At 40.9% G+C, this 16821-nt stretch carries 13 protein-coding genes and 1 riboswitch; of the genes, 10 read left to right on the forward strand and 3 right to left on the reverse strand.

What is annotated here, in order from left to right:
- Positions 1-41: 41 nt before the first annotated feature.
- A complete protein-coding gene (gene dapF, locus HP439_RS00580; protein WP_172388388.1) occupies positions 42-821 on the reverse strand; it encodes a diaminopimelate epimerase in 780 nt (259 codons plus the stop codon).
- A 210-nt stretch (positions 822-1031) separates the two neighbouring features.
- Here dapF and HP439_RS00585 point away from each other — a divergent pair, with 210 nt between their 5' ends.
- The 5 genes from HP439_RS00585 to HP439_RS00605 all read left to right on the forward strand — a co-directional run bounded on the left by HP439_RS00585 (position 1032) and on the right by HP439_RS00605 (position 5141).
- The gene (locus HP439_RS00585; RefSeq protein WP_172388389.1) at positions 1032-2576 is read left to right on the forward strand and encodes a Do family serine endopeptidase; all 1545 of its coding nucleotides are present in this window, start codon (positions 1032-1034) and stop codon (positions 2574-2576) included.
- Positions 2577-2662: 86 nt separating this feature from the next.
- Positions 2663-3106 (forward strand): low molecular weight protein-tyrosine-phosphatase, encoded by a 444-nt coding sequence (locus tag HP439_RS00590; protein ID WP_172388390.1) that lies wholly within the window; start codon positions 2663-2665, stop codon positions 3104-3106.
- A 140-nt stretch (positions 3107-3246) separates the two neighbouring features.
- A complete protein-coding gene (locus HP439_RS00595; RefSeq protein ID WP_172388391.1) occupies positions 3247-3597 on the forward strand; it encodes a hypothetical protein in 351 nt (116 codons plus the stop codon).
- 15 nt (positions 3598-3612) lie between these two features.
- Entirely contained in the window at positions 3613-4377 is a 765-nt protein-coding gene (locus HP439_RS00600) for a peptidylprolyl isomerase (RefSeq protein ID WP_172388392.1), read from the forward strand.
- Positions 4377-5141: an exodeoxyribonuclease III gene (locus HP439_RS00605; RefSeq protein WP_172388393.1), complete on the forward strand. Its 765-nt coding sequence runs from the start codon at positions 4377-4379 to the stop codon at positions 5139-5141. The genes HP439_RS00600 and HP439_RS00605 overlap by 1 nt, the downstream gene beginning before the upstream one ends.
- 24 nt (positions 5142-5165) lie before the next feature.
- On the opposite strand, the gene HP439_RS00610 is transcribed toward HP439_RS00605, so the two are convergent.
- On the reverse strand, positions 5166-5588 hold the full coding sequence (locus HP439_RS00610) for a 6-pyruvoyl trahydropterin synthase family protein (protein WP_172388394.1): 423 nt from the start codon (positions 5586-5588) through the stop codon (positions 5166-5168).
- A 97-nt stretch (positions 5589-5685) separates the two neighbouring features.
- A complete protein-coding gene (locus HP439_RS00615) occupies positions 5686-6849 on the reverse strand; it encodes an alpha-hydroxy acid oxidase (RefSeq protein ID WP_172388395.1) in 1164 nt (387 codons plus the stop codon).
- Between the two features lie 130 nt (positions 6850-6979).
- Positions 6980-7084: riboswitch (SAM riboswitch) on the forward strand.
- A 74-nt stretch (positions 7085-7158) separates the two neighbouring features.
- Here HP439_RS00615 and metE point away from each other — a divergent pair.
- From metE to HP439_RS00640, 5 genes are all read left to right on the forward strand, one after another.
- On the forward strand, positions 7159-9471 hold the full coding sequence (metE, locus tag HP439_RS00620; protein WP_172388396.1) for a 5-methyltetrahydropteroyltriglutamate--homocysteine S-methyltransferase: 2313 nt from the start codon (positions 7159-7161) through the stop codon (positions 9469-9471).
- Positions 9472-9877: 406 nt separating this feature from the next.
- Positions 9878-10402: a DUF4833 domain-containing protein gene (locus tag HP439_RS00625; RefSeq protein ID WP_172388397.1), complete on the forward strand. Its 525-nt coding sequence runs from the start codon at positions 9878-9880 to the stop codon at positions 10400-10402.
- A gap of 138 nt (positions 10403-10540) precedes the next feature.
- Positions 10541-10909 carry a hypothetical protein gene (locus tag HP439_RS00630; protein ID WP_172388398.1) on the forward strand — a complete coding sequence of 123 codons (369 nt, stop codon included), beginning with the start codon at positions 10541-10543 and terminating at the stop codon, positions 10907-10909.
- Positions 10910-11013: 104 nt separating this feature from the next.
- Complete coding sequence (locus tag HP439_RS00635; RefSeq protein ID WP_172388399.1) at positions 11014-12117, forward strand: efflux RND transporter periplasmic adaptor subunit; 1104 nt, start codon at positions 11014-11016, stop codon at positions 12115-12117.
- A gap of 49 nt (positions 12118-12166) precedes the next feature.
- A complete protein-coding gene (locus tag HP439_RS00640) occupies positions 12167-16732 on the forward strand; it encodes an efflux RND transporter permease subunit (RefSeq protein ID WP_172388400.1) in 4566 nt (1521 codons plus the stop codon).
- Positions 16733-16821: the final 89 nt, after the last annotated feature.

A 16821-nucleotide genomic window follows, 5' to 3' on the forward strand; every position in this document is an offset into this window, starting at 1 on the left:
AAAAGGCTCTAATATACTAATTTTCTATAAACAAGCTCCAGTTAGATTTCTCCTTGGAAAACGAAATCTGCAGGTCCTATTAAACGGACCTTTGTAAAGGTATATCCTTCTCTGTAAAACGAAATGTAAAGCTGGCCTCCTAAAACGCGGATAGGAATTTGTATAGCCCCATATTGATTTGTATGTATCGCCATTGCTATCGCCGCCGCCGTGGCTCCTGTCCCGCACGCCAAAGTTTCGTCCTCCACGCCGCGTTCGTATGTCCGGACGAAATAGCCATTTTCTTCCTCCTGAACGAAATTGACGTTTATGCCGTCTATATGATAAGTATCATTGTTGCGGATTTCTCTCCCTGCGTTAAATACGTCCATTTTATCCAGTTGTTCAACAAGTTTTATATAATGGGGAGATCCCGTATTCAACACGAAAGCCTGATCATCTTTCGTTATGTCTTGTACATCGATCATTCCTAAATCGACTTGGTTGTTTTGTATTTTTGCTTCGTGACGCCCATCTACTGCCAAAAAGTCCGCTTTGTTATCGATAATGCCAAGATCCCGCGCGAAAGCCACGATACATCTCCCCCCATTACCGCACATCGAACCCTCGTTCCCGTCCGCGTTATAATATTTCATTTCGAAATCAAAATTTTTATTATATTGAAGTAGCATTAGTCCGTCTGCTCCAATTCCAAACCTCCGATCACAAAGGTTTTTAACCAATATGGTATTTGTTTCGTCGAATACGTTGGTCCTATTGTCAATTAGAATGAAGTCATTACCAGCGCCCTGGTATTTATGGAATTTTATAATTTCAGCCATTTTTTAGTGAAATATTAGTTATTTTTAAAATTCTTGTTACAATTCTTATGTTTTTTGTTAAAAGCTGTTAAAAGTTACGTTACGCGTCTCCAGTTAACATTTTTTAACTGCCAAAATTTGACTTGCTAGCCCGATGGTATTACTTTTGAACAAGCCAGATCACAATAAATATTTTTTAAAGATAATAGTTAATACAGTAAAAAAGATAATATGAAGAAAATAGGAATTACATTGGTGACCGCTTTGGTGGGTGGCGCTGTGGCTATCGGAGGTTATAAGCTTTTGGAAAGCAAGCAGGCTGAACACATGAGTTTTGAAGAAAAACAAAATGTGTTTTATGCCAGCAATCCCCTGCCTGATATGATTTCCTCAACGGGGAACCCAGATTTTACAGAAGCGGCGGCCGCAGTGTCACCGGGAGTTGTACATATAAAAGTGACCATGACAGCACGAGGTAGTCAGCGTGGAGGTGGTCAAGCCTCGCCATTTGACATGTTCGAGGAGTTTTTCGGTATGCCTCAACAGCGTCCCCAGTCACGTCCACGACAGGCAATGGCATCAGGATCGGGCGTTATGATTTCGAATGACGGATACATTGTCACAAATAACCACGTTGTAGAAGACGCAGACAAGATTGAAGTGCAATTAACGAATCAACGGTCTTATGAAGCGAAGGTTATTGGAAGAGATCCTGACTTTGACTTAGCGTTACTTAAAATTAATGCTACGAATCTCCCCTTTGTTAAATTTGGTGACTCTGATAATGTTCGTATTGGAGAATGGGTTCTTGCGGTAGGATATCCTTTAAGTTTGCAGTCTACTGTGACCGCAGGGATCGTTAGCGCGAAAGGACGACAGATCGGTATATTAGGTGAACAACAAAACACACCATATGGATACGGACAGCCTGAAGAACCAATTGTGCGAACTGCTGTTGAGTCGTTTATTCAAACAGATGCGGTAATCAACAAAGGAAATAGCGGAGGAGCGTTGGTTAATGCGCGCGGAGAGTTAATCGGTATTAATGCTGCGATTGCATCCCCAACCGGTGTATACGCCGGATACGGTTTTGCTATTCCTGTCAACCTTGTTAAAAAAATCATTAATGATTTCAAAGAATTTGGAGCAGTGCAACGTGGTTATGTGGGTGTTAGCTTCCGCGAAGTAGATGAGGCTATTCGTGAGAAATATAGTATCGATGACGTTCAGGGACTATATGTGTTAGATGTAGTAGAGGGTGGTGCAGCTGCAGGCAGCGGTATTAAGCAAGGCGATATTATCACTAAGGTAGAAGGCAAGACAGTATTTTCGTCGTCGGATTTGCAAGAGCGTGTAGCTCGACTTAGCCCTGGTGATAAAGTGAAAATTACGTACAAACGCGATGGAAAAGAAAAGGATGTGACTTTGACGCTCAAAGGACGTGAGACCAAGGCGAAAGAAGAAGCGGCGGGAAGTAATAAAAGCGGCGCTGAAATTTTTAATAAACTAGGTGCTAGTTTCAAGGCAGCTACTGACGCTCAGAAAAAACACTATGGAATCAGTTCAGGCGTTGTAGTAACTCAGGTTCATCGTGAAGGGATCTTTGGATATTTTGGTGTTGAGCGTGGGCTGATTGTAACGCATGTTAATGGTAAACCTGTTAACAATGTTGATCAAATAGAATCAGCACTAGCCGATACTAAACGTAATATTGTGCGGATCACGGGGGTTTCAGATAACGGAACGGTAGAATTCAATTTCCCAATTGAATATTAAAATAATTTTGGTTGATTAGATTAGGGTGGGTCAGTTTTGATCCACCTTTTTCTTTGCTATCTAGGTATTAATCGTATTTTCGTAATATGAAGATTTTGATGGTTTGTCTAGGGAATATATGTAGGTCACCCCTCGCGCATGGTATATTAGCACATCTCGTGAAACAAGAAGGGCTCGACTGGGATGTCGATTCCGCAGGTACAGGGGATTGGCATGTTGGACAGCAACCGGATAGGCGTTCGGTAGCTGTTGCTAAAAAGTTTAATATTGATATATCTACACAACGAGCGCAACTATTTCAAACGTCATTTTTTGATGAATACGATCATATCTTCGTTATGGATGAGAGTAATTATAACGACGTTATTGCGTTAGCGCGAAATGATGAGGACCGAAGGAAAGTAAGAATGTTTCTTCTTGACGGAGAAGTTCCTGACCCGTATTTTGATGCCACTCAATTTGAATCAGTTTACCTTATGATTGAAAATCGCTGTAAAGAATTGGTGCGGGAATTAAAAAGCGAGGTTTAAATTACTTCGTTGTACAGTCGTCTTTTGCTATTTCCTTCAGTTCTGATAGAAGTCCTTTTTATTTTCCTATTTTTGCTACGTTGGGTTAGTTACTTAAAACGTTATTAATCTTTTGCATAAAACACGAATTAAAAATTGAAATGAAAGCATCTGAAGTAAATAAAAAATGGGCCAAACTGCAGGAGACGATTGCAACAGAATTCGACATGGAGCTTCCCGATATGAAGGTATTACTTTTTTTGATCGGAGTACAAGAACTTGGTAAGGGTCCGCAGGAGTTTTCGAAAAGGGAAAAAGAGGAACTTATGCATATTGCGACCTGCCGGATGTTTAGTGCGATGGGTTTCTACGAACTGAACGGACTTGATGAAGATGGATGGCCTCATTGGGAACTGGTGAAACCTATACCAAACTATACCTTGCTTGAACAAGAACTTATAATGAAGTCGCTTATAATTGATTATTTTCAGGATACATATGCGTTATCCTAAACTTAAAAAATACGAATGAAGGAACTATTAAAGAAGACTCTACTTTTTACATTTTGTTTATTTATTTCTGCAACGGTTTTCGGGAAAAAGCCAGTTTTTCACTACATACACATTGATACTGATAAAGGGAGTTGTCTTTTAAAACTTTATAATGAAACACCTACGCATCGAGATAATTTTGTGAAATTGGTTCGTGAAGGATATTATGAGGATCTGATGTTTCACCGCGTTATCAACAATTTTATGATACAGGGGGGAGATCCTGATTCTAGGTTCGCTGCAGAGAAGCAAGCATTGGGCGATGGAGGACCTGACTATACATTGCCGGCAGAAATTTATGAAGGCTTAATTCATAAGAAGGGCGCTGTTGGTGCCGCTCGTGACAATAATCCCGCGAAGCGATCCTCTGCATCGCAATTTTATCTTGTTCAAGGTCACGTTTTTACACAGGCAGGTTTAGATTCTCTGGAGCAATTTCGCTTAAAAGGAAAAAAGCTAACCCCCCTGCAACGTGAAACATATTCAACTATCGGCGGAGCACCCCATCTAGATAATAATTATACGGTCTTTGGAGAATTAATTAAGGGAGTTGAAACTATCGATAATATTGCGAGCGTTGAAACGGACACGCGCGATAGACCTATAAACGACGTTAGAATGACGATGAAAGTATTGACAAGACGGGAAGCACTGAATCTGGAACGAGAGCAAGCTGGTCTACCGGCTAAAAATGGTGCATTAACTAAATTTTTTGACCTATTTTCCTCGCCTAATTACTGATGAAAATAATTACTTATAACGTAAACGGGCTACGAGCGGCGTTAAAAAAAGACTGGTTGGGTTGGCTTAAAAATGTAAATGCGGATGTCGTTTGTTTACAAGAGATTAAAGCGACGCCCGATCAGGTTCCAGAGGTTGCTATATTGGAACAATTAGGTTATGAGCATTATTGGTATCCAGCACAGAAAAAAGGATATAGCGGCACAGCTATCTTTACTCGTATTTCTCCGACACAAATCATATATGGTTGTGGGCATGAGGATTATGATTTTGAGGGAAGGGTAATTCGTGCCGATTTTGACGATGTGTCTGTAATGAGTGTTTACTTCCCTTCGGGAACAACAGGAGACATACGACAAGATTTTAAATACATGTTTCTGGATGATTTTCAGCAATATAGTGACAAATTGCTATTAGAAAGACCAAATTTAGTTATTTGTGGAGACTATAATATATGCCACCGAGCGATTGATATACATAATCCAAAGTCAAATGCGAATAGTTCTGGATTTCTTCCAGCAGAACGTGAATGGATGGAAAATTTTATCAATTCGGGGTACGTCGATTCTTTTAGGCAGTTCAACCCTGAGCCGCATAATTACACGTGGTGGAGCTATCGTGCAGGTGCTAGGGCAAGAAATTTGGGTTGGCGTATTGATTATAATATGGTATCTAATGCCCTTTCTGACAGAATAATTGCCGCTGAAATTATTCCCTCGGCCGTTCATTCGGATCATTGTCCAGTACTTCTCGAACTACAGTAGAGAACAATAATATTCTGAATACGGCTAAAGTGAATTATATGTTGCTGAACATTTTGCTGTTTCTTCAACCCGGCAGGCCATAAGTTTTACAGGATAACCTTTAAGTTGAAGAGGTCCGATTTCTTCAACTAGATATTCTGCAATTCGTTCAGCGGTTGGATTGAATGGGACGACAACTAAACTTTCCGGTGAAACAGCCTTCAACGATACAAGTAACTCATCTTTCTCCCAGATCAGAAATTTGTGATCGAAGTTATCTTCAAGCCATTGACATAAAGCTGATTTAATAACTGAGAAATCCACAACGCGGCCTACGGCATCGAGTTCGGTAGCGGCAACCGTAAAATGGATACGGTAATTGTGTCCATGCAAAAACTGGCACTTGCCTTCATGCCCTACAACACGATGCCCGCATGAAATGTCATGGTATCTTTCAGCAATTATCATAAGGCAAATATAGTAATTGATTTCCGAGCTTCTATTATCCCTAACGACACATTTTAGAGCGCGGCTACTCGCACGGGCTCTAAAAAGGTTTAAATAATTAAATTAATCGCCCAGGGAATTGGGATACATTTTCTAAGGTTAGTTGCTGCATCACCTGATAAAGCTGTGCTTTGAACATATTTATCGTATGCTCCCCCCCTTGATTTCCTAAAGCACCCACGCCATACATAAAAGGTCTTCCCATGAAATTGAATTCTGACCCTACAGCGTGTGCCCTAGCTAGATCTACTCCAGATCTTATGCCGCCGTCGAGCATGATTTTGATTTTCTCTTTATATGATGGGTTTTGTGCTAAGTGTGTTAAAGATTTTATTGATGACTCACCTGCGTCAATTTGACGTCCTCCGTGGTTCGAAACGATGACCCCGTCGACCCCTAGACTTATAGCAGCTTGCATGTCTTGGTCTGTTGTAATTCCTTTAAGTACTAATGGACCGTTCCAGATATCACGTATAGCTTTGACCTTTTCTATATTGACTTTTCCAGTGAACGTACGGTTCATAAACTGTCCAAGTTGGGCTAAATCAAGGCCCTTTTCCATATATGGTTTAAGTGTTGCAAACGATGGGATTCCGTGCTGTAAGGTTTTTATACCCCAAGTCGGTCGTAACATAGCTTGAATAACATTAGAAATATTCATCTTCGGAGGCATGGAGAGCCCGCTCTTGATTTCTCTATAACGTAGTCCGAAGGATGGTACGTCGACAAGGACCACTAGCACTGGACATTCAACGTCTTTCAATCGGCGAAGAATATCATCTCGCAGCCTGTTTTCTGTAGGGTGGTAAAGTTGAAACCAAGCTTTCCCGTCGGAAACTTCGGCTATTCGTTCGATACTGGCTGTCGATACTGTACTTAATATGTAAGGGACATCGTGTTTAGCGGCAGCTTTTGCAAGAATCTCGGGAGCGTTTGGCCACATTAACCCTTGAAGGCCGATAGGAGAGATTCCAAAAGGAGCGCTGTAACGTCTTCCAAAAAGTTCGACTGACATGTCGACGTCGCCAGCGACATGAAGATACTGTGGTTTTAAATAAATTTCATCAAAATCGTTCTCATTTCTGAAGAGATTTAATTCTTCGTTCGTTCCACCGTCTAAATAATCAAACGCAAATTTGGGGATACGTGATTTTGCCTTCTTTCTTAAATCTGTTACTGAAGGATATTTAGAATTGTACTGAAATGCAATTTTTTTACTCATGAAAACCAACGTTTTATAATGTTGGGGTCGAAGATACACACTAATCATTAATTTACCATCCTGTACAAGGCTGTTTCACTTTAAGTGTGTTATTTTTTTGGAATTTAATTTGTAATTCTTATCTTAGCAGCGCTTATAGAGAAAGGCCGAGGGAATAGACCCGCTGAAGCCTTAGCAACCTGTCCTTTGACAAGGTGCTACATTCTACTCCGCAAATAGCAGAGAAAGATAAGCTGAGATACTGTTCTGGTGTCCTTCTCTCCAAGCATCAATATTTAAGGAAAGAAAAAATTTAACAAGCACACATTTATGTTATTAACAAACAATTTAGGGTACCCGCGTGTGGGTCCATTCCGCGAATTGAAAAAGGCCAATGAAGCATATTGGGCAAAAAAAATTAGCGCGGATGAGTTATTACAAGCCGGGAAGAAAATTCGTGAAGGCAACTGGAAGACGCAACAGAACGCTGGTATTGACTTGATTCCTTCGAATGATTTTTCGTTTTATGATCAAGTATTGGACTTATCTTTAACTGTTGGCGCAATTCCTACACGTTACAATTCTCTTTTAGATAAAGTAGATCGTCAATATAACTTAGATTTGTATTACGCGATGGCTCGTGGTTTTCAGCAAGACGGCGTAGACGTAACTGCGATGGAAATGACGAAATGGTTCGATACGAATTATCACTATATCGTTCCTGAATTCACAAAAGATCAAACTTTCAAATTGACATCTGAGAAATTTTTAAGTGAATATAACGAAGCTAAAAATTTAGGGATAGAAACTAAACCAGTATTAATTGGTCCTATCACGTATCTTCTAGTTGGTAAAGAAAAGGAATCGGGGTTCAACCGTATTGATCTTATCGATAGATTACTACCGGTATACGAGGAAATTTTAGGTAAGCTAGCTGATGCAGGAGCAAAATACGTTCAAATCGACGAGCCTTTCTTAGCTTTGGATTTAGATGTTGATACACGTGCTCTTTACAGTAAGGTATTTGCAAAATTAGCTGCTGCAGCAAAAGATATTAAGTTAATCGTTGCAACGTATTTTGAAGCATTAGGCGATAACGAAGAGACTGCATTAAATTTGCCGGTGTACGCATTACACGTAGATTTAGTTCGTGGTGAAAACCAATTGGATACTGTTTTGGCGAAAGTTCCAGCGTCCTTAACACTTTCTTTAGGTGTTGTTGAAGGTAGAAATATATGGAAAAATGATTATGAACAATCATTAGCCAAAATTAAGCAAGCTGTTGATATTTTAGGTGCTGATCGTGTTTGGGTTGCACCTTCATCATCGTTGTTACATGTACCTTTTGATTTGGATAACGAGGATAATGAAGAATCGTTACCTGCTGAAGTTAAAAATTGGTTAGCATTCGCTAAGCAGAAGTTGGCAGAAGTAAAAGATCTTGCTGTACTAAGTGGTGGTGATTTTGACGAGGCGACATCGGAGCGATTCCGCGCTAATAAGGCTGCAGCTGAAAGCCGCCGTACCTCTCCGTTAATACACAAGCCAGAAGTTAAAGAGCGTACTGCTAATATTACCGATGACGATGCACGGCGTACTTCTGTTTTTGGTGCACGTAAGGCAGCACAACTTGCAAAATTTAATTTGCCGGCATTTGCAACTACGACGATTGGTTCATTTCCACAAACAAAAGATGTACGTAAGTGGAGAGCGGACCTTAAAAAAGGCGCAATTTCTCAAGAGCAATATGATAAAGAAATTGCAGAGGAAACAGAAAGAACAATTCGTTTACAAGAAGAGTTAGACATTGACGTATTAGTTCACGGAGAATTCGAACGTAACGATATGGTCGAATATTTCGGTGAACAATTAGCGGGATACGCATTTACTAAGAACGGATGGGTTCAATCGTATGGTTCGCGTTGCGTTAAACCGCCAGTAATATATGGTGATGTCTATCGTCCAGCAGACATGACTGTTCGTTGGTCAGCATATGCACAATCATTGACAACCCGGCCGGTAAAAGGTATGTTGACGGGTCCTGTAACAATCTTACAATGGTCATTCGTCCGTAACGATCAACCGCGTTCGACAACTACATACCAAATTGCGCTCGCTATTCTTGATGAGGTTCAGGCCTTAGAGAAAGCAGGTATTAAAATTATACAAATTGATGAGCCGGCTATCCGTGAGGGATTGCCTTTACGCAAAGCTGATCAGCAAGAATACTTAAACTGGGCAGTCCGTGCATTCCGGGTCTCGTCGTCAAATGTGGATGATGATACACAGATTCATACACATATGTGTTATTCTGAGTTTAATGATATCATTCAAGATATCGCAGCAATGGATGCAGACGTGATTACCATCGAAACTTCACGTTCCCAAATGGAGCTCTTAGATGCGTTTGCAGGAGAATTTAAATATCCAAATGATATTGGTCCCGGTGTTTATGATATCCATTCCCCGCGTGTTCCAAGCACTGAGGAGATGGTAGATCTATTACGTAAAGCGAAGGCTGTAGTGCCAGCTGAGCAACTTTGGGTAAATCCAGATTGTGGACTAAAAACTCGTGCATGGCCAGAGACGAAAGCCGCTTTGGAGTCTATGGTCGAAGCTGCAAAAATTTTGCGTGCCGAATAAATAATTAGTGATATAAAATAATAAACAGCCTGAAGTTCTACTTTAGGCTGTTTTCGTTTTACTGCTATCTGTGAAATATAGAGAACTGCTGTTTTTTAGAAAGATTGTTTTTCAGTAATCTAACTTTTTCTTCGATCGATTGTTATTCAGTAAAAGGAGGTTATGATGAAATCGTTTATAAATATTTTTATTTTTGTCTTTTTAACAGTAATTCTCACTAGTTGCGAACTAATAGAGGGTATATTCGAGGCGGGGGTTTGGTCCGGCGTTATCATCGTTGTTTTGGTGATTGTTTTGATTTTATGGTTAATCGTAAAGGTTCTCGGTAGAAATAAATAGCGATGATTAACCACCTTTCAAGCGGCCTGTTTATGAGAGTGGGGTTTGTCTTGGGACACTAGAATTTATGCAGAAAATAGTTTGCTTTAGCTTGTTGTTGTTTTTTGGGCTGTCAGGTTGTCTCCTCGGGCAGGAGGGGTATCCTGTACCTAAAGTTAAAAATCTCCTGTTTTATGTGCAGCATAACCGAGGGTATAATACTTTCTTTTATACATTGAATTTACAAGCAAACGGACAGATTGATCGTAAAGAACCTGTTGTTGTTCGTCGTCAGTTATTTGATGAAGATGGTGCGATAAAGACGCTTACTGGTATCCAGAATCGCTTTGCCTACGGAGTGAAAGGTAGATTTGTGAATTCCAAACGTTATGAGTTTGCCTTGGCAGGGTATGCTAATCAGGTTTTTCTTTTGGACCTTAGCGAAAGGAAACCGCGGGTAAAAACCATTGTTAATGGTCGTGAGATATTTCTGAATCGAATGTTCCTTTATCAAACTGAAGGATCAACAGGTTTAAATACTAAACTCGATTATATCTTGTTTTTCGGACTAAATACCTCCGTGCGTCCCGTGGTCGAAAAGCTTATACCGTAGCGAACATTGATAAGAAAATAGTTTTGTTCTGCGTTTCTCGTTGTGTAACGAGTTTTTGACCTGAAACGCCCGGAAGTTAACATGTTTTTTACAAATTGGTATTGCTCACACTAAAGTAGCTTGGTAGTTTTGCATCAAATGTTACTTAAGCTGGTTCACTATTTTGTTCTGTTGTGTTATCTCAACATTCTTGCCTATGAGGTAGGGAGTGGGACAGCCCCAGTTGTGAGCTCTCCAATTTTAAATGGTGAATCGATTTTAGAATTCGTTTTGGAAGATGTGTTGTCGATTCCTATCGATAAGAGTTCTGATATACAAATTCGTTATGATGAGTATCGTGTTATACTAAATTATTTTCTTCTTCTACCGTTATTCGTTCTTCTTGTTGGATTTGTCTTTAGCACCAGACTCCTCGGTGAAAAGGCACGACATCCAGTTTATGATGGAAAGAAACGGCATATAGTACCTGGCTACTATAAGTACTTGCACCGTTTGAAACTCTACTAATTTACCTTTCCCAATATTTTCCTAATTCCTAGGATACTTTTGTTCACAAGAGATGAGTGAACTATAGCCTCGTTTTTTTTATTTTTTTAAATTTTCTATTTGATATGAAGACATTTATTTCATTTCTTACTCCGTTTACGGGGGTAATTTTACTTGTAGCTAGTTGTACTGTGAAAAGTACCGAAAATAAATTGGAGCCCGCAAGGCAAGTTCCTGTTGTCGGCCTATCGGTACAGGATACGACCATTTTTAAAGAGTATATTGCGGATATTCAGGCCGCGAGAAACGTAGAGCTGCGCTCTCGCTTGGGAGGGTTTTTAGATAAGATTTACGTGGATGAAGGAGCGGTTGTCAATGCAGGCCAAGTACTATTTAAGCTGAATGATGAAGAGTATAAGGCAGACTATGCAAAGGCAGAGGCGGCTTTGAACATCGCAATTTCTGAAGCAAAGAAAGTCGAATTAGAAAAAGAACGCACAGAGAAACTGATTAACAAGAACATTGTATCGCACACGGAGCAAGAGCTGATGGCTGTCCAATATAGAGCTGCACTGTCTAAAGTTGAAGAAGCAAAGGCCGTCCTAAGTCAAGCGCGAACTAAGTTATCTCAAACAGCTATTCGTGCTCCATTTAACGGTAGAATCAATAGGATATTGCTTAAAGCAGGATCATTGCTCGAGGAAGGATCATTAATTACCACGATCTCTGATTTGAATGCGGTTAACGTGTATTTCGATATCTCCGAAGCTGAATACCTGAATCTTGCAAATGATTCCAGCTTTTCGAGCAACAATTTTAGGAGGAAAGTTAAGTTGATTTTAGCGAATGGTCAGGAATACCCTCACACGGGCGAGGCTCGAATTGTAGAGAGTGAATTTCAACCCAACACCGGGTCAATTTCCTTACGTGCTAAGTTTCCAAATTCCGAAGGCTTATTGAAACATGGCGCTTCAGGCAAGATTGGTGTGCCCATTTCGACGGGTGTCACACATTTCGTCCATCAAAAATCAGTTATCGAAGTTCAAGATAAGGCTTATGTATACGTTGTCAATGACGACGAAACTGTAACCATGACTCCGTTCCTCGCGGGAAATCGTATCGGACACTACTATGTGGTAGAAGGTGGGCTGGATAAGAACCAAAGGATAGTTTACGAAGGTGTACAGGGGCTACGTGATGGAATGAAAATTCGCGAACTTAAAAAATAATGACTACTACGCGTTGAGCGATTAGTGAGAAAGATAATCATATAAATTTATGTTTGAAACTTATATTAAAAGGCCTATTCTATCGTTGGTGATATCTTTATTTATCACGCTACTAGGATTACTGGCTCTATTTACATTACCTATTACGCAGTTCCCTGATATTGTACCTCCTTCGGTGGTTGTTACGGCAAATTATACGGGAGCCAATGCAGATGTCAGCACCAATGCTGTAGCAATACCCTTGGAACGAGCCATTAACGGGGTGGCAGGAATGACATCAATGAATACGGTCACTACAAACAATGGGACGACCTTGATTCAAGTGGCATTCAAAGTAGGGGTTGATCCCGATGTTGCCGCTGTTAATGTACAGAACCGGGTAACTACGGTTTTAGATGAGTTGCCTGAAGAAGTTATTCGCGCTGGAGTGACCACGGAGAAAGAAGTGAACAGTATGCTGATGTACCTGAACGTGTACACGTCCGACGAAACTGCGGATGAACGCTTTATTTACAACTTTACTGATATAAATATTCTAAAAGAGCTAAAGCGGATAGAAGGTGTCGGATTTGCTCAAATTATGGGTATGCGCGATTACGCCATGCGTGTTTGGTTAAAGCCGGACAGGCTAGCTGCATACGAGATATCTCCAGACGAGGTGATCGAATCACTACGTAAACAGAATATTGAAGCTGCACCAGGACAAACAGGGATTAGTTCCGATAAAACTGTAAACATGCAGCAATATGTACTTCGATATCCAGGTAAATTTACCGAAGCCGAAGAGTATGCAAACGTACCAATTCGTGCAAATAATGATGGGTCGATCATACGTATACGGGACGTAGCGGATGTTGAATTTGGGTCATTGGATTACGAAATGGTTTCTAAGACAGACGGACGTCCCTCTGCATCGATTATGTTGAAGCAGCTACCAGGTTCAAATGCTCAGGACGTTATTCAACGTGTAAAAGATCGCATGGAGGAACTGAAAGCGGCTACTTTTCCTCCTGGGATGACGTACACGATGGGGTATGATGTGTCTCGTTTCCTCGACGCGTCAATCGCCAGCGTTATCAAAACCTTACTCGAAGCATTCTTACTTGTGTTCATTGTTGTTTTTGTTTTTCTACAGAATTTCCGCGCGACAATTATACCTATTCTAGCTGTTCCCGTTAGTTTAATTGGGGCATTGTTTTTTATGCAAATGATGGGGTTCTCGATTAACCTATTGACGTTGTTCGCTCTAGTGCTTGCTATTGGTATTGTTGTCGATAATGGCATCGTGGTCGTTGAGGCTGTTTATGCAAAAATGGAGGAAGAGCACCTGCCACCAATGGAAGCTACACTTGCAGCAATGAAAGAGGTGGGGACGGCGGTTATTGCTATTACGTTAGTAATGTCAGCCGTGTTTGTACCCGTAGCGTTTTTGTCTGGTCCCGTGGGGATATTTTACCGACAATTCTCGTTAACATTAGCGTCCGCAATAGTAATATCAGGAATTAATGCTTTGACGTTAACACCAGCGCTTTGTGCCCTTATGTTGCGTTCGCCGCATGACCAAAAAGAATCGAATAGCTTGCTAACCCGGTTTTTCAAAAAGTTTAACAGTGGTTATGAAAAAATTGCAGGTCGTTATAAAGGTTTATTGGCTAGAATTGCAGGTCGTCGTATAATTACTGTTGGACTTTTGAGTTTATTTTTCGTGGCTACGTGGGGAACGAGTGCAATCCTTCCTTCCGGCTTTATTCCGACTGAGGATCAAGGGATGGTGTATGTTAGTGTCACCACACCGCCAGGAGCAACGGTTGATCGTACGGAACGTGCATTGGATGAGGTCGATCGGATCGCAAGGGAGCTGGAGTCCGTAGAGACGGTATCTACTTTGGCTGGCTACAGTATTTTAACAGAAGTTTCTGGGGCTTCTTTTGGCATGGGAATGATCAATTTGAAGGCTTGGGACGAACGCAGTGTCTCGCTTGATGAGGTGATGGTTGAGTTACGCACGAAGACTGCGCATATCGCTGATGCTGAAATTGAGTTTTTTCCACCTCCGACTGTACCTGGTTTCGGTAATGCTGCAGGTTTCGAGATGCGTATACTTGACCGAAGTGGAAGTGAAGATTTAACGAAGACAGCGGAGATCGTTGATAAGTTTATCACTGAAATGAATGCTTCAGAAGCGATTGAATCTGCTTCTTCGAGTTTCGACGTCAGTTTCCCTCAATACATGCTTAATATCGATTATGATATGGCTGCTAAACTTGGTATTTCGGTAGAAAATGCCATGAACACGCTTCAAACGTTGATGGGTAGTTTCTATGCGACGAATTTTATCCGTTACGGGCAGATGTACAAAGTCATGGTACAAGCTGACCCTCACTACCGTCAGACTCCAGAAGACGTTTTAAATTTGTTTGTCCGCACGGATCAAGGTGAGATGGTTCCGTACTCATCGTTTATCACGATGCGACGTGTTTACGGTCCCGAGCAAATTACACGCTATAATATGTTTACCTCAGCGATGGTTACCGGACAACCAGCTCCTGGGTTTAGTACTGGTCAAGCGATTGAGACCGTTCAAAAATTATCCGAATCTTTGCCACAAGGTTTTTCGATTGAGTGGTCTGGGATGACGCGTGAACAGGTGATTTCTGGGAACCAAGCGATCTATATATTTGCGTTGTGTTTAGTTTTTGTGTATCTGCTTTTGGCAGCACAGTATGAGAGTTTCCTTTTGCCTCTTCCAGTTATTTTATGTTTACCAGCAGGTATTGCTGGGGCATTCTTTTTCCTGAAAATTTTTGGTTTGGAAAATAACATCTACGCCCAAGTGGCGCTTGTCATGTTGATTGGGCTGTTAGGGAAGAATGCTATTTTGATCGTAGAGTATGCTGTGCTAAAGCAAAAACAAGGAATGAATGTTATTCAAGCAGCGGTAGAAGGCGCTTATGCCCGTTTACGTCCAATTCTTATGACGTCTTTCGCTTTCATTGCGGGATTAATCCCTTTAATGATGGCAAGTGGAGCCGGTGCAATTGGCAACCGTACAATCGGGACAGCCTCAGTAGGCGGGATGTTTATCGGTACAATTTTGGGAGTTATAATTATCCCCGGCCTCTTTGTGCTGTTTTCTAAAAAACGAAAGGTGAAAAAGAAAAAAGTAATTCCGCAGGTTATATCTATGATCTTGATCGGGATAACCGTTGTCTCGTGTAACGTACCTAAAGAATTAGAGAAGGCGGAACATAAACCGTTGCCATCTCAGTTTGATTCGTTGATTATTAATAAATCAGATACGACCTCGATAGCTAAGCTTCCGTGGCGCGAAGTATTTACTGACCCGCATCTTAAGAAGTTGATTGATTCGGCATTAGTTTACAATCACGATATTCAGCAAGCATTAAAGCGAATTGACATCGCGCAAGCAAGTTTCAAACGACGTAAAGCAGCTTTACTGCCAAGTTTGGATGCTGCCGCAGAAGCTGGATTGCAAAAGTATGGATTTTACACAGAATCGGGAATTGGAAATTATGACACCAATTTTTCTGAAAATCTTTCTGAGGATGAGCGGGTTCCTCAACCGGTGGTTCCAGATTTTTTTGTAGGTGTGCGGGCTTCTTGGGAGTTAGATTTATGGGGTAAAATTAAAAGCCAGAAGAATGCTGCTTATAACGCATTGTTGGCTGAAAATGAGGCTCGTAGACTTGTTGAAACCGAAATAATAACTAATTTGGCGTCCGCCTACTTTGAATTAATTAGTTTGGATGCGAAGATTAAGGTGTATGACAATAATATCATCTTAAATCAGCAAGCGTTGGAAATTTCTGAATTGCAGAAGGAAGCGGGGCGTTCGACACAACTAGGTGTGCAGCAATTTAAAGCTATCGTCGCAAATGGAAAAGGAGAACGTGAACGTGTTAAACAAGAAATTACTAACCTTGAACATCATATAAACTTTTTGACGGGCCATTTCAATCGACCTGTTGTTCGTTCTACGGACAATATGATGGGGCAGCGGTTATTTAAGGAGTTGGGTACTGGAGCGCCGCTAGAGCTCCTTGCACATCGTCCAGATGTTCGTGAAGCATCTTTTAGTCTACTAGAAGCCGAGTTTGATGTGCGATCTGCAAAAGCAGCATTTTTACCGTCAGTAGTTTTATCTCCGTATTTCGGCTTACAATCATTCAGTTTGAATAAATTGACGAATTTGGATAAATCATTAACGTATGGTTTGATAGGTGGTTTAACCGCACCTATTTTTAACCAGCGCCAACTTAAAACACAGTACGAAACATTCAAAGCGCAGTATGGGCTAGATTTCTTAGAGTATGAAAAGCGGGTATTAAATGCTTATAATGAGGTTTCCAATGCCATAAAAACACAGGAGCATATTCAACAAAGAGAAATTTTCGTTACCGAACAAGTTGAAGCCTTAGGCGGAGCAGTCGAAGCTGCTAACGAGTTATTTATTGCCGGTCGCGCCAATTATTTGGACATTATTACTGCGCAAAAGAATGCAGTGGAAGCAGAGTTAGAAGCTGTAGAGGTTCAAAAAGAAGGATTGATGAATGAAATCGTGATATACAAAGCCTTGGGCGGAGGTTGGCAGTAAGCCTCTCCGTAGAGCGATTCGTAGATTAGAAAACATTAACCCCATAATTTGAAATATTTCGTTTTTCAAATTATGGGGTTTTAATAAAT

Source organism: Sphingobacterium shayense (assembly GCF_013179575.1).
Taxonomy (GTDB): Bacteria; Bacteroidota; Bacteroidia; order Sphingobacteriales; family Sphingobacteriaceae; genus Sphingobacterium; species Sphingobacterium shayense.

Bases quoted from the DNA above. Each gene is read 5' to 3' on its own strand.
- dapF (WP_172388388.1), bottom strand. From the start codon at position 821: ATGGCTGAAATTATAAAATTCCATAAATACCAGGGCGCTGGTAATGAC.
- HP439_RS00585 (WP_172388389.1), top strand. From the start codon at position 1,032: ATGAAGAAAATAGGAATTACATTGGTGACCGCTTTGGTGGGTGGCGCT.
- HP439_RS00590 (WP_172388390.1), top strand. From the start codon at position 2,663: ATGAAGATTTTGATGGTTTGTCTAGGGAATATATGTAGGTCACCCCTC.
- HP439_RS00595 (WP_172388391.1), top strand. From the start codon at position 3,247: ATGAAAGCATCTGAAGTAAATAAAAAATGGGCCAAACTGCAGGAGACG.
- HP439_RS00600 (WP_172388392.1), top strand. From the start codon at position 3,613: ATGAAGGAACTATTAAAGAAGACTCTACTTTTTACATTTTGTTTATTT.
- HP439_RS00605 (WP_172388393.1), top strand. From the start codon at position 4,377: ATGAAAATAATTACTTATAACGTAAACGGGCTACGAGCGGCGTTAAAA.
- HP439_RS00610 (WP_172388394.1), bottom strand. From the start codon at position 5,588: ATGATAATTGCTGAAAGATACCATGACATTTCATGCGGGCATCGTGTT.
- HP439_RS00615 (WP_172388395.1), bottom strand. From the start codon at position 6,849: ATGAGTAAAAAAATTGCATTTCAGTACAATTCTAAATATCCTTCAGTA.
- metE (WP_172388396.1), top strand. From the start codon at position 7,159: ATGTTATTAACAAACAATTTAGGGTACCCGCGTGTGGGTCCATTCCGC.
- HP439_RS00625 (WP_172388397.1), top strand. From the start codon at position 9,878: ATGCAGAAAATAGTTTGCTTTAGCTTGTTGTTGTTTTTTGGGCTGTCA.
- HP439_RS00630 (WP_172388398.1), top strand. From the start codon at position 10,541: ATGTTACTTAAGCTGGTTCACTATTTTGTTCTGTTGTGTTATCTCAAC.
- HP439_RS00635 (WP_172388399.1), top strand. From the start codon at position 11,014: ATGAAGACATTTATTTCATTTCTTACTCCGTTTACGGGGGTAATTTTA.
- HP439_RS00640 (WP_172388400.1), top strand. From the start codon at position 12,167: ATGTTTGAAACTTATATTAAAAGGCCTATTCTATCGTTGGTGATATCT.